Here is a 12718-nt window from a genome sequence, read left to right on the forward strand (position 1 = left end):
AACCACTAACCACTAACCACTAACCACTAACCACTAACCACTAACCACTAACCACTAACCACTAACCACTAACCACTTAGATCAATATCTATTCCCCATATTTTTAGCTACAATACGCGCCGTTTAATTATCTGGTAAATACAGTGGCTACTATCTCAAATAATTCAGTGTTAATGCTTCGTGCTCAGCAAATGACTGAGTCTCGTCGTGAATTCAAAGCGCGAGGAGCAAAGCTAACGCGTTGTGAGCGTTGTTTATTAGCGGAACACTATTGTATTTGTGAAGGCGTTGAGCAAGCTCAGTGTGATGCCGCGGTCTGTTTACTTATGTACCATAATGAGAGTTTTAAGCCGTCAAATACTGGTCGTTTAATTGCTGAAATCGTGCCAGATAACCATGCCTTTAAGTGGGATAGAACAAATCCAGATGACGCCTTATTAAGCTTGTTGGCAGATCCTCAGTATCAGCCTATGGTTATTTTTCCTGCCAGCGATGTTGATGATGAAGAGCGCGTGATCACCGAAGTAACTTCTGTTGAAGGTAAGCGTCCATTGTTTATCTTTTTAGATGGGACTTGGCGCGAAGCAAAGAAAATGATCCGTAAAAGCCCTTATCTAGATAATTTTCCTGTGCTTTCAATTACGCCTGAAAAGCTATCTGATTATCGATTACGTGTTGCCCCGCATGAGCATCAGCTAGGCACCGCTGAGGTGGCTATTATGGTACTTGCCCTTGCGGGTGAGAAAGATGCTACACAAAAGCTTGAGCAACATTTTATTAAGTTTAGAGATGCCTATCTGCTAGGTAAGCGTAATAAGGGACGACCGGAGTAATAATTTATTGTAGGCAAAAGAAAAGCGCGTACTATCTCTAGTCGCGCTTGCGGAATCTTCTTAATTTTTTGCATCCTGCAATTGAATCTAATCAACTCCCTAAACTTTGCCAATCCATGCTATTACACTTTACTTATTGGTTCTGTGTAATATAAGGCAATCCCGCCTTGTTTCCTTGTCAGTCCTTTACATCCTTGCTGGTAAATACTTTACCACTCCCTTACGTGCCATCCTGACACTATCCCTTTATTTGCAAATCCGTTGCGATGCCCTAACGGCCTGTCCTTTATTCCACTTTTTGAACTTCCTGTATAACAACGTCCTGTTGTCATGCCATTCCACATCATCCTGATGTTGTCCGTAGGTTGTCACTCCATTGCGTTACTCTTCCTGAGCCTGTCCTTGATTCCTTATTCTCCTAATGAACCTTATTCCGCGGTATTATGAGTAATGCTTCCTTATCCATCTACTCATTAAGCTTCTTGCTTAGTTGATGTAAGTAATTATAGAGAAATGGGCAAAGCTGAGTAGGTCAAAATCTTACTTAATCTGCTGGTTATTTTATTGTCATTTAAAGTATGTTGTTATATTTCAAATGTTTATCTTGTTTTGTGCAGTGTTTGCTGGTGGTTTTTACTCAATAACTGCCATGTGGGTGAGATATGTCTTACATGTAAATTCCTAAATGGCAGTTAGGTTGATTGAAATATAAGTTTAAACGGGTGCACTTTGCCCTAACTCTAGGTAAAATATTTTGATAATTGTTACTATTTAGGTGCTATAAAATGAAGAAAACAGCCTTAGTATTACTTAGCGCATTATTAAGCGCGCCTACATTTGCTGCAGATGTAGTAAATATTTACTCGTTTCGTCAACCATTCTTAATTCAGCCTATTTTGGATGATTTCACTAAGCAAACAGGTATTAAAACTAACGTGGTTTTTGCCAAAAAAGGGTTAATTGAACGTGTAAAGCGTGAAGGTAAGCACAGTAAGGCTGATTTAGTATTAACCTCTAATTTTAGTGCGCTGATTCAATTAGAGGACTTAGGCTTAACGCAATCAATTAATAGTGATGTGGTTAATGCGAATGTGCCAAGCACTTTTCGCGATGGCGACGGTCAATGGATAGCACTTACTAAACGTGTACGTAATGTTTACTCTGCAAAAGAGCGTGTTGGTGCACTTGCTGAATTAACTTACGAAGATTTAGCAGACCCAAAATACAAAGGTAAGATCTGCACTCGATCTGGTAAACACCCTTACAATTTAGGTTTAGTTGCTTCTATGGTTGCTCACCATGGCGAAGCAAAAACTAAGCAATGGCTTGAGGGCGTAAAAGCCAATTTAGCACGTAAGCCGCAAGGTAATGACAGAGCGCAAGTCAAAGCCGTAAAAGAAGGTTTATGCGATCTGGCGTTAGGCAACAGCTATTATTTTGGCAAAATGATGCAAGATGAGCAGCAAAAATCATGGGCTGAAGCGGTTTATATTAACTTCCCTAACCAAACAAACCGTGGCTCTCATATCAATGTATCGGGCGTTGTTATGACCCGTTATGCTAAAAACCCTGAAAATGCCTTGAAACTGGTTGAGTATATGACCGACAATAAGGCGCAAAATATGTATGCTTCAGTTAATATGGAATACCCTGTAAAGCAAGGGGTTGCATTATCTGAGATGGTTGCATCATGGGGGGAGTTTAAAGAAGATAGCCTTCCTCTTGATGAGATCAGCAAATATCGCCCTGTGGCACTGAAGCTGATTGACGAAGTAAAGTTTGATTTATAACGAGGATATTTCTCGTAACACATTTTTATAAAAGCTGTTTTTTAACAGCTTTTATTTTATCTGGTATTAATCCACTTATGCATGTGAAGTTTTCGCTGTCGCGTTGGCAGCTTATAGCCTGGCTTATTGGCCTGTTGCTTGTTACGCCATTAGGCTTTTTATTATTTGAATCTCTGCAAGGAGATTCAGATGTATTTCAGCACCTTTTCGATACTGTGCTGTGGGATTATACCCGTAATACACTCATACTCATTGCAGGGGTAGGGCTGTTAAGTTGTGTAATTGCATTGCCGCTAGCTTGGCTAACCGCATATTGCGAGTTTCCTGGGCGTAAGCAATTTGAATGGGCATTAATGCTGCCATTAGCAATGCCAACTTATCTCATCGCCTATGTGTATACCGACTTACTTGATTACGCAGGGCCAGTACAAATCACCCTTAGAGACTGGTTTGGTTGGCAATCACCAGACGATTACTGGTTTTTTGATATTCGTACATTAACTGGGGCTATTATTATGATTGCCTTGGTACTCTATCCTTACTTATTCCTTATTTTTAAAACGGCACTCAGAGAGCAGTCTTTTAAACTAGTACAAGCTAGTCAGCTGATGGGTCTATCACCATTACAAAGCTTTTTACGCGTTAGTTTGCCTCTTGGTCGTGGGGCGATTGTGGCAGGGGTTACATTAATCAGTATGGAAGCTATGGCTGATTTTGCTACCGTCAATTACTTTGCTGTAAGTACGCTCACTACCGCTGTATACGATACGTGGCTTGGCTATTACTCATTAACTGCTGCGGCGAAAATCTCAGGCATTATGTTACTGATTTTGTTTTTAACCATCATGGTTGAACGCTTTAGTCGTCGTAATCAAGCCGTGTATGAACGTCAGTCAAGCGTAAACAGCGCAACCTTGTATCGCTTAAAAGGCGGTGCGGCGTGGGCTGCAAGCTTGGCTTGTACCGTTGTGCTAATACTGGCTTTTATCCTGCCGGTTGGGGTGTTAGTTAAATACGCCATTGTTTATGCAGATGAAGCATGGAATGGGGCATTCTTTAATTACGCTTGGCAAAGCTTCAAAGTGGCTATTGTGGTGAGTATTGCAACTATCCTATTGAGCTTATTGGTATTGTTTTATCAACGCATTGCGAAACAAGCTTACCCTTTGATCCCAGGACGTTTAGCAAGTACTGGCTACGCCTTACCTGGTACTGTGTTAGCTATTGCCGTATTGCTCCCATTAACTCAGTTAGATGATGCATTAAACAATTGGCTTGAGCCTTTTGGTTTATCACCAGGGTTACTTCTGAGCGGCACTTTATTTGCGATGATTTTTGCTTATGTTGTACGTTTTTATGCGATTGCGCATGGCGCGCTTGAAAGCAGTTTTTTACGTATTAGCCCTTCATTAGATATGGCTAGCCAATCAATGGGCAAAGGGCCCTTACAAACCTTGTGGCGAGTACATTTACCACTGTTAAAGCGCGGCATTCTAACAGCTGGCTTGTTAGTGTTTATTGAGTGCATGAAAGAGTTACCTGCGGCTTTATTACTCAGACCTTTTAATTTTGAAACCCTGGCAACTCATGTTTTTCAATATGTTAGTGATGAGCAATTGGAGCTTGCGTCAATTTCAGCCTTGTTTATCGTGTTAGTTGGGTTAATCCCTTTGTATTTCGTTAATCGTTCGATGGAGCAAAATCACTCATGAGTCATTTGATAATTAAAGACTTAGCTTATCAGTACAATGCGACTCAGGTGTTGAGTGAACTAAACCTCAATGTAGAACAAGATGAAATCGTCTGTTTGCTTGGCGCAAGTGGCTGCGGCAAAACCACCACTTTAAAGGCAATTGCCGGAATTTTACAGCCTGAGCAAGGCTATATGAGTATTGATTCAAAAGTGGTCAACGATAGTGGACTGTTTGTTGCACCGGAAAAACGTAATATTGGCATGATGTTCCAAGACTATGCGTTGTTTCCTCATTTAACGGTAAGCGACAACATTGCGTTTGGGCTAAGCAATATGAGTAAAGCGCAAAAGCGCGAGCGTGTAGATGAAATGCTTAGCCTTGTTAAACTCGATGGTTGTGCAAAGCGATATCCGCATCAGCTTTCTGGTGGACAGCAGCAACGAGTGGCAATAGCCCGTGCACTTGCTTACAAACCAAGTTTATTATTACTTGATGAGCCATTCTCGAATATTGATACACAAGTGCGTTTTGAGCTTATTGCCGATATACGTCGCATTATTAAAGCTCAGCAGGTTTCTGCGGTATTTGTTACCCACTCGAAGGAAGAAGCTTTCGCGTTTGCCGACACGCTTGCGGTTATGCATGGTGGAAAAATCGCCCAACAAGGCTCTCCTGAGCAGTTATTTAGCCAACCTAACTCAAAGGTGGTTGCAGAGTTTCTTGGTACGGGCATATACTTAACGGCAAAAGTATTAACGCCAACTGAATATGAGACGGCGTTTGGTGTGATTCACTCATTGACACCGAACAATGCAGATTGTCAGCAAGGTCAAGTGTATATAAGACCACATCATATTCAGTTGTGTGAAGCTGCGCACAGTGACGCAAACAGTTTAACTATCTTGCACAGGCGCTTTATCGGTACGCGTTATGTATATCGAATCAATATTGCAGGGCAAGAGTGTGAAGTTGCTGCAGAGCAAGACCGCGTGTTAGCTGTTGAGCAGCCTGTAAAAATAAAAATAATGCCGCACACAGTCAATTTTTTTCATGATTAGTAATAAATAACAATCTTGAATCCTTGGCTTTGTGCAAATAACGAGAAGCTAAGGATTCACTATGGCGCAAGCGCAATCTGGGATTTGTGCTGAAGCAAACTTACATGGTTTGCACCTGTTTTTTAATGTTTACGATGGCCATGATGAGTCATTACGTAAAAAACTAAAACGCGTTAGCGTAATTCAAGATGAGTTTGCTGATCAGTTCTCAGAAGCCATGCTATCGTGTGTGGTTGCCCTTGGTGCTCAGTATTGGCCGCATATTTTGCCCGAGTTTATCCCTAGTCAATTGCAAAGCTTTCCGAATGTGACCCATAGTGAGCATGTGATTAGTGCTCAGCCATTTGACTTGTTTGTGCAAATTCGCTCAGACCGTGAAGATGTAAATCATCTATTTGCTCTGCAAATTCTAAAATTATTAACACCGGATGTTGAGCTGGTGGAGCAGGTCCGTAATTTTCGGTTTTTAGATGGACGTGATTTTAACGGCTTTATTTATGCAGGCGATACACCTCATGGCCGTCAAAAGCGTAGTACAGCACTTATCGATAAACCGGGTCACTTTGAAGACCAAGGCAGTTATATTCATGTTCAGCGCTTTGTGCATGATTTGAGTGTCTGGCAGCATTTATCGTTGTCTGAACAAGAGCAAATCATGGGGCGCACGCGTCTAGATAACACCTTGATTGTGCCTGCTGTAGAAACCAGTCATGCGGTTCGTAGTGAATTAAAAGATGAGCATGGCCAGCCACTATTGCTAAACCAAAGCATGCCATTTGGTGATGTGCATAAGCAGGGAATTTTAATGGTTTCGTGTGCTGCGCAAGGGGATGCGTTTGAGCAGGTATTAAAGAGTCGTTTGGGGCAGGGCGATTGCTATGATCATTGGCTCGATTTTACTCAAGCCGATATGGGATCTGCGTTTTTCGCCCCGTCAGTAAACTTCTTAAAGCAACTTTAAACGGTATCAAATAAAGTGCGCACGCGATCAAGCGTCACATCGATTTCAGAAATCTTCGCAGGGGCGATAAAAATAGTGTCGTCGCCTGCAATGGTACCGAGTACACCATCCGCCTTACCGAGTGAATCAAGTAAACGAGCAATTAATTGTGCTGCGCCTGGACTGGTGCGAATAATAATCATCATTTCGTTATGCATAATATCAATAACAAGCTGACGCAGTGGGCTTTTCGCTGTTGGCACACCCATTTCAGCCGGTAAACAATAGACCATTTCTTGTTTTGCATTACGAGTACGTACTGCACCGAACTTGCTTAACATGCGAGAGACTTTACTTTGACTAATATTATCAAAGCCTTGCTCTTTTAATGCTTCGACAATCTCACCTTGTGAGCCGAAGTTTTCTTCTTTTAATAGCGCTTTAAACGCTTTGATCAGTGCTTCTTGTTTGTCTTGTGGTTGCATGTTGCCGTTTCTTTATTCATAAAATGTAGGGTAATTCTACACAACTCTGCATATTTATGCAGTATTAGTTTACAAAGTCGTCCAAAATGCTGTGTCTTTACAGGCAAGTTTACAACTATGGTCGAAATTATACGCGAAATAAGCAGGATAAATTTGTTTTTAGTCGCTAATTTCATTATCTTTAGGGCCACAAATATTTCCTACCTCAAATTACGGAGAATTCCAATGAAAGTTGCTGTTTTAGGCGCAGCTGGCGGTATCGGCCAAGCATTGTCTTTATTATTAAAAACAAGTTTACCTGCAGGTTCTGAATTATCGTTATACGATGTTGCCCCTGTTGTTCCTGGTGTAGCGGTTGATCTTTCTCACATCCCAACAGACGTTAAAGTTGAAGGCTTTGGTGCTGACAGCCTAGACGCAGCATTAGCTGGTTGTGATATCGTTCTTATCCCAGCGGGTATGCCACGTAAGCCAGGCATGGACCGTGCGGACCTTTTCAACGTAAACGCAGGTATCATCAAAACATTAGCTGAAGGCATCGTTAAAAACTGTCCTAAAGCGTTAGTAGGTATCATCACTAACCCAGTAAACGGCACAGTGCCAATCGTTGCTGAAGTATTCAAAAAAGCGGGTACTTACGATGCTAACCGTGTATTCGGTATCACAACGCTTGACGTGATCCGTTCAGAAGCATTTGTTGCTGAACTTAAAGGTTTAAGCGCAACTGACGTTAAAGTTCCAGTGATCGGCGGTCACTCAGGTACTACAATCCTTCCTCTTCTATCTCAAGTTGAAGGTGTTACTTTCACTGACGAAGAAGTTGCGGCATTAACTCCACGTATCCAAAACGCAGGTACTGAAGTTGTTAACGCTAAAGCGGGTGGCGGTTCAGCGACTCTTTCTATGGGTGCTGCAGCAGCACGCTTCTGTATGTCTTTAGTTAAAGGCTTACAAGGTGAAGAAGTAGTTGATTACGCATACGTTGCAGTTGAAAACGGTGACGCAGCATACTTCGCACACCCAGTTCGTCTAGGTAAAAACGGCGTTGAAGAAATCCTTTCTTACGGTGAGTTAAGTGCATTCGAAGAGCAAGCTAAAAACGACATGCTAGCTACACTTAACAAAGACATCCAGGAAGGTGTTGATTTCATCAACGGTTAATTCCGACAGATGATAGGCGATTTTTTAAATCGCCGAAAAACAAAAAAGCCTGCAAATGCAGGCTTTTTTAATGGCTCGAATAAATAGCGTTTAGTGATCGCGGGCAACGGCGATACGGGCCAAACTCTCTAGTGCTTGTTTGTACGGTGTATCTGGTAAGAACGCAATACAAGCAATTGCTTTGTCAGCTTCTTGCTCAGCTTTTTGCATTGCAAACTCAAGAGCCTTAGTGTCAGCTAATGCCGCTAGAATGCTCTCTAAGTGGTCCATACCATTACCAAGCTCAATTGCTTCGCGTACTAGCTTAACTTGCTCTGGTGTGCCTTTTTGCATTGCGTAGATAAGCGGTAGGGTAGGTTTACCTTCAGCTAAATCATCGCCAATGTTTTTACCAAGTTGCTCGGCATCAGCGTTGTAATCAAGAACATCATCCACTAATTGGAATGCAGTGCCAAGATGCATACCGTATAAGTTTAATGCTTCAAGGGTTTGTTCGTCTTGCTCGGTAATAATTGCAGCAAGGCCGGTTGCAGCTTCGAACAATTTTGCCGTTTTGCTGTAAATAACCTGCATATAGCTTTGTTCTGTCGTGTCAGGGTCATTACAATTCATTAGCTGTAATACTTCACCTTCAGCGATAACATTGGTTGCATCAGCTAAAATTTGCATGATTGGCATTTTACCTAGGCCAACCATAAGCTGAAATGAACGTGTATAGATAAAGTCACCCACCAAAACGCTCGCTGCATTACCAAACTCTGCGTTGGCTGTAGGCGTACCACGGCGCAAATGTGACTCGTCGACAACGTCGTCATGCAATAAAGTTGCGGTATGAATAAATTCGATGATAGTGGCAAGCGTAATATGGTCTTTGCCCTCATAACCAAGTGCTTTTGCCGCTAAAATGGCCAACATAGGACGAACGCGTTTACCGCCACTGTTTACTATGTATAAACCGAGTTGGTTAACCAATGCGACATCTGAGCGCATTTGGGCATGTATAAGTTGATTGACGTCATCCATTTCATTTTCGATTAACGTCTGGATAGCTTTTATATCCATTGATCTCCGAGCCAATATTTATGGGTATACGGGGCTGATTGTACAACAAAAAAAGCGCTTGCTCGATATTTTGTGATGATTCAGTAAAAAAACACTGTAAAGTTTTTTATTTGAGATCAATTTTGCCAAGATAAATTTATAACCTTGATTAATAAGTGATCAGCTTTTTGAATTTTCAAGGTGCGTATTATTAGCGTAATTTAATTGTCATGAGATCGTAAAAACCGCTTGGCATGTGGTGTTTTTAGGATAGAATAGGGGAAAATATTGAATTGCTCTCAATGCAGCTATTTTTTATTCATTTTATCGAAAAAGAGGCTTGCTAGTTTTTGCACATTAGCGTAAACTTCGCGCCCTATTGAAGAATATTTTAGTTGCGTCGATTTGAGGGCGCACAGACGGAGTTAATTATGTACGCGGTTTTCCAAAGTGGTGGTAAACAGCACCGTGTGACTGAAGGTCAAACAATTCGTCTTGAGAAATTAGACGTTGAAACTGGTGCAGCAGTTGAATTTGATTCAGTACTTTTAGTTGCTGATGGTGAGAAAATCGAGATCGGTGTACCGTTCGTAAACGGTGGTAAAGTAACAGCTGAGGTTGTTTCACACGGTCGCGGTGAGAAAGTTAAGATTGTTAAATTTAGACGTCGTAAGCATTCTCGTAAGCAAATGGGCCATCGTCAATGGTTCACTGAAGTTAAAATCACTGGCATTAGCGCTTAATTAGAGGTACTGAGAAATGGCACATAAAAAAGCAGCTGGTAGTACTCGTAACGGTCGCGATTCAGAAAGCAAACGCCTAGGTGTTAAGCGTTTTGGTGGCGAATCAGTTCTAGCGGGTAGCATCATTGTTCGTCAACGTGGTACTCGTTTCCACGCTGGCGCAAACGTAGGTATCGGTAAAGACCACACTATCTTCGCAAAAGCAGATGGTAAAGTTCAATTCGAACAGAAAGGTCCTTTAAACCGTAAATACGTAAATATCGTAGCTGAGTAATCATCTCGATATTTGAAAAACCCCGCCTTTGCGGGGTTTTTTGTTTTAAGGCACATAATAGTGCGTATAAATATATACCTAAGCGCCTTGGCATTGGGTGCTGAATAGGGCACTTAGGTATATAATAGAGTTATTAACAAGCCAATCTTAAAGTGAGTAATCATGAAGTTTGTAGATGAAGTAGAAATTCGTTGTGACGCGGGTGATGGCGGCAGCGGTGTCGTATCTTTCCGACGTGAAAAATATGTACCAGATGGCGGTCCTGATGGCGGCGACGGCGGCGATGGCGGCAGCGTTTATCTACAAGCCGATGAAAACTTAAATACGTTAATTGATTACCAATTTGAGCGTTTTCATAAAGCAGAGCGCGGCACAAATGGTCAAAGCCGTAACATGACTGGTAAAAAAGGCGCAGATTTAACGCTTAAAGTACCTGTTGGTACACGTATCATTGATGTTGATACTGAAGAGTCATTAGGTGATCTGACTAAGCATGGTCAAAAGGTTGTTGTTGCAAAAGGTGGTTTCCATGGCTTGGGGAACGCACGTTTTAAATCAAGTACAAACCGTGCGCCACGTCAAAAAACACTAGGTACACCTGGTGAAGTTCGCAGCTTACGCTTAGAGCTAATGCTACTTGCTGATGTTGGCTTACTTGGTTTACCAAATGCTGGTAAATCAACGTTTATCCGCAGTGTTTCTGCAGCTAAACCAAAAGTGGCAGATTACCCGTTTACGACGCTTATTCCTAATCTTGGTGTAGTACGCCCAGATGCGAATAAGTCATTTGTAATTGCTGATATCCCAGGTCTAATCGAAGGGGCTTCGGATGGCGCAGGCCTTGGTATTCGCTTCTTAAAGCACTTAGAGCGTTGTCGTGTATTACTGCATATCATTGATGTTATGCCTGTTGATGGCACAAATCCAGTTGATAATGCCTTTGCGATTATTAATGAGCTACACCAATATAGTCCTAAGCTTGCTGAAAAGCCGCGCTGGTTAGTATTTAACAAAATTGACCTATTACCAGAAGATGAAGCTGAAGCGCTGTGTAATGAAATTGCCGAAGAGCTAGGTGAAGAGGTTAATGTTTACCGTATCTCTGCTGCAAATAAGCAAAATACCCAAGCACTATGTCACGACATTATGGCGCTACTTGATAGTATGCCGAAAGAGAAATTCGCTGAAGAAGAGAAAGAAGAAGTTGAATTTAAGTGGGATACTTATCATCAGAAAGCAACATCTCAAGACGATGATGATTGGGATGACGACTGGGATGATGATGACTACGATGTAGAAGTTATCTACCAACGATAAAATTTAAAACTGAAAAGGAGCCATGCGCTCCTTTTTTATTAATAAGAAAAAAGTATTAAGGTTTAGTGTGAAAATTTCAATGATTGCTGCTATGGCAAATAACAGAGTAATTGGCCAAGACAACCAAATGCCATGGCATTTACCCGCCGATCTGCAACACTTTAAAAAAGTAACCATGGCAAAGCCTGTGATCATGGGCCGTAAAACATTTGAATCAATAGGTCGGCCTTTACCGGGTCGTCAAAATATTATTATCACGCGTAATGCTGATTACACAGCTGAAGGTATTGAGGTGGTTACTTCACCAGAGGCTGCACTGGAATTGGTTGCTGATGTTGAAGAAGTAATGATTATAGGTGGCGGAAATATATACGAACAATTTCTATCTCAAGCAGATCGTCTATACTTAACATTCATCGACCTTGAAGTGGCCGGTGATACGCAGTTCCCAGATTACGAAAGTGTTGCTAATTGGACAGTTGCCGAGCAAGAAAAGCATCAGCCTGATAACAAAAACCCTTACTCGTATACTTTTGTAACCCTGTACAAAAACTCGTAACATTATTGCGGTAAAATTAATTAGTTGGTACAATATTACACAATCTTGGTAAGAAGAAAGTATTACATAAGGGCAAAATATGATGAAGTTACCAAATATGTTACTTGCAGCGGCTGTTGTTTCAGCGTCAGTTGCGTATACAGCACCAGCAAAAGCTGATGATCAATTAGCGGTTTCAATCTGTGAGTACATCGCAGCTGATGATAAAAACCGTTTACGTAGTAAGCTTAAAAGCTCACGTGTGAAAATTCGTAACATCTTTGATGCTGTAAAATGTAACGGCAACAATATGCTTCGTCATGCAATTGAAAGTGGCGCTGCGGATGCTGGTGAATACATCGTTAAGAACTTATCTAAAAGCTCTTTAGAAGACGGTGCAGACATCGCATGGGCAGAATCAAACGGCCACGGTGGTTCACCACTAATCGCTGTTATTAAAGATCGCGCTGGCCTTTAATTGAAACGCAAATAGAATTTAAGAAACCGCACTCGTTGCGGTTTTTTTATGCCTGAAAAACGCTTCGTTAACTTCATACCTACTCGCAATAATTCGTTATTATTTTGTATTAAATAATGCGCCTGCATGGGTGCGGGAGGCAGGAAAATATTAAGAGTAATCACCTCAAAAGATCATTTAATTAAGCAAATTGATATAAATAGATAGAAAAAAACCGTGTTTGCTTTTACAAACACGGCTTATATATTTGTTAGCTCGTAGCTCGTAGCTCGTAGCTCGTAGCTCGTAGCTCGTAGCTCGTAGCTCGTAGCTCGTAGCTCGTAACTCGTAACTCGTAACTCGTAACTCGTAACTCGTTTACAGCTT

The 12718-nt window shown here is 41.5% G+C and carries 13 protein-coding genes; 11 read left to right on the forward strand and 2 right to left on the reverse strand.

Going from position 1 to position 12718, the window contains the following annotated elements:
- Positions 1–173 precede the first annotated feature (173 nt).
- From EXT43_RS08670 to EXT43_RS08690, 5 genes are all read left to right on the forward strand, one after another.
- Positions 174–833, forward strand: a complete 660-nt coding sequence (locus EXT43_RS08670) for a tRNA-uridine aminocarboxypropyltransferase (protein WP_062566192.1) — start codon at positions 174–176, stop codon at positions 831–833.
- Positions 834–1618: 785 nt separating this feature from the next.
- Positions 1619–2623 (forward strand): Fe(3+) ABC transporter substrate-binding protein, encoded by a 1005-nt coding sequence (locus EXT43_RS08675; RefSeq protein ID WP_062566170.1) that lies wholly within the window; start codon positions 1619–1621, stop codon positions 2621–2623.
- Positions 2624–2700: 77 nt separating this feature from the next.
- Positions 2701–4335, forward strand: a complete 1635-nt coding sequence (locus EXT43_RS08680) for an iron ABC transporter permease (RefSeq protein ID WP_062566169.1) — start codon at positions 2701–2703, stop codon at positions 4333–4335.
- A complete protein-coding gene (locus tag EXT43_RS08685) occupies positions 4332–5375 on the forward strand; it encodes an ABC transporter ATP-binding protein (protein ID WP_062566168.1) in 1044 nt (347 codons plus the stop codon). The genes EXT43_RS08680 and EXT43_RS08685 overlap by 4 nt, the downstream gene beginning before the upstream one ends.
- Positions 5376–5436: 61 nt before the next feature.
- Positions 5437–6336 (forward strand): Dyp-type peroxidase, encoded by a 900-nt coding sequence (locus EXT43_RS08690; RefSeq protein ID WP_054562779.1) that lies wholly within the window; start codon positions 5437–5439, stop codon positions 6334–6336.
- Here EXT43_RS08690 and argR read toward each other — a convergent pair.
- Positions 6333–6800: a transcriptional regulator ArgR gene (gene argR, locus EXT43_RS08695; protein WP_054551012.1), complete on the reverse strand. Its 468-nt coding sequence runs from the start codon at positions 6798–6800 to the stop codon at positions 6333–6335. The genes EXT43_RS08690 and argR overlap by 4 nt on opposite strands.
- A 225-nt stretch (positions 6801–7025) precedes the next feature.
- Here argR and mdh point away from each other — a divergent pair, with 225 nt between their 5' ends.
- Positions 7026–7961 (forward strand): malate dehydrogenase, encoded by a 936-nt coding sequence (gene mdh, locus EXT43_RS08705; protein WP_054562778.1) that lies wholly within the window; start codon positions 7026–7028, stop codon positions 7959–7961.
- Between the two features lie 90 nt (positions 7962–8051).
- Here the strand turns inward: mdh and ispB are convergent, their stop codons facing one another.
- Positions 8052–9023 carry an octaprenyl diphosphate synthase gene (gene ispB / locus EXT43_RS08710; protein WP_054562777.1) on the reverse strand — a complete coding sequence of 324 codons (972 nt, stop codon included), beginning with the start codon at positions 9021–9023 and terminating at the stop codon, positions 8052–8054.
- A gap of 410 nt (positions 9024–9433) precedes the next feature.
- Between ispB and rplU the strand changes: the two genes are divergently transcribed.
- From rplU to EXT43_RS08735, 5 genes are all read left to right on the forward strand, one after another.
- Positions 9434–9745, forward strand: a complete 312-nt coding sequence (rplU, locus tag EXT43_RS08715) for a 50S ribosomal protein L21 (protein ID WP_036965957.1) — start codon at positions 9434–9436, stop codon at positions 9743–9745.
- A 16-nt stretch (positions 9746–9761) separates the two neighbouring features.
- Entirely contained in the window at positions 9762–10019 is a 258-nt protein-coding gene (rpmA, locus tag EXT43_RS08720) for a 50S ribosomal protein L27 (protein ID WP_054551015.1), read from the forward strand.
- Between the two features lie 162 nt (positions 10020–10181).
- On the forward strand, positions 10182–11336 hold the full coding sequence (cgtA, locus tag EXT43_RS08725) for an Obg family GTPase CgtA (RefSeq protein WP_054551016.1): 1155 nt from the start codon (positions 10182–10184) through the stop codon (positions 11334–11336).
- Positions 11337–11403: 67 nt separating this feature from the next.
- Complete coding sequence (gene folA / locus EXT43_RS08730; RefSeq protein WP_054562813.1) at positions 11404–11895, forward strand: type 3 dihydrofolate reductase; 492 nt, start codon at positions 11404–11406, stop codon at positions 11893–11895.
- A gap of 79 nt (positions 11896–11974) precedes the next feature.
- Positions 11975–12352 (forward strand): DUF3718 domain-containing protein, encoded by a 378-nt coding sequence (locus EXT43_RS08735; RefSeq protein WP_062566166.1) that lies wholly within the window; start codon positions 11975–11977, stop codon positions 12350–12352.
- Positions 12353–12718 lie beyond the last annotated feature (366 nt).

Origin of the sequence: Pseudoalteromonas sp. CO109Y (genome assembly GCF_004208935.1) — a bacterium.
In the GTDB taxonomy this organism is placed as follows: Bacteria; Pseudomonadota; Gammaproteobacteria; order Enterobacterales; family Alteromonadaceae; genus Pseudoalteromonas; species Pseudoalteromonas shioyasakiensis.

Bases quoted from the DNA above. Each gene is read 5' to 3' on its own strand.
- rplU (WP_036965957.1), top strand. From the start codon at position 9,434: ATGTACGCGGTTTTCCAAAGTGGTGGTAAACAGCACCGTGTGACTGAA.
- rpmA (WP_054551015.1), top strand. From the start codon at position 9,762: ATGGCACATAAAAAAGCAGCTGGTAGTACTCGTAACGGTCGCGATTCA.
- EXT43_RS08680 (WP_062566169.1), top strand. From the start codon at position 2,701: ATGCATGTGAAGTTTTCGCTGTCGCGTTGGCAGCTTATAGCCTGGCTT.
- argR (WP_054551012.1), bottom strand. From the start codon at position 6,800: ATGCAACCACAAGACAAACAAGAAGCACTGATCAAAGCGTTTAAAGCG.
- cgtA (WP_054551016.1), top strand. From the start codon at position 10,182: ATGAAGTTTGTAGATGAAGTAGAAATTCGTTGTGACGCGGGTGATGGC.
- ispB (WP_054562777.1), bottom strand. From the start codon at position 9,023: ATGGATATAAAAGCTATCCAGACGTTAATCGAAAATGAAATGGATGAC.
- EXT43_RS08675 (WP_062566170.1), top strand. From the start codon at position 1,619: ATGAAGAAAACAGCCTTAGTATTACTTAGCGCATTATTAAGCGCGCCT.
- EXT43_RS08690 (WP_054562779.1), top strand. From the start codon at position 5,437: ATGGCGCAAGCGCAATCTGGGATTTGTGCTGAAGCAAACTTACATGGT.
- EXT43_RS08685 (WP_062566168.1), top strand. From the start codon at position 4,332: ATGAGTCATTTGATAATTAAAGACTTAGCTTATCAGTACAATGCGACT.
- EXT43_RS08670 (WP_062566192.1), top strand. From the start codon at position 174: ATGCTTCGTGCTCAGCAAATGACTGAGTCTCGTCGTGAATTCAAAGCG.
- EXT43_RS08735 (WP_062566166.1), top strand. From the start codon at position 11,975: ATGATGAAGTTACCAAATATGTTACTTGCAGCGGCTGTTGTTTCAGCG.
- mdh (WP_054562778.1), top strand. From the start codon at position 7,026: ATGAAAGTTGCTGTTTTAGGCGCAGCTGGCGGTATCGGCCAAGCATTG.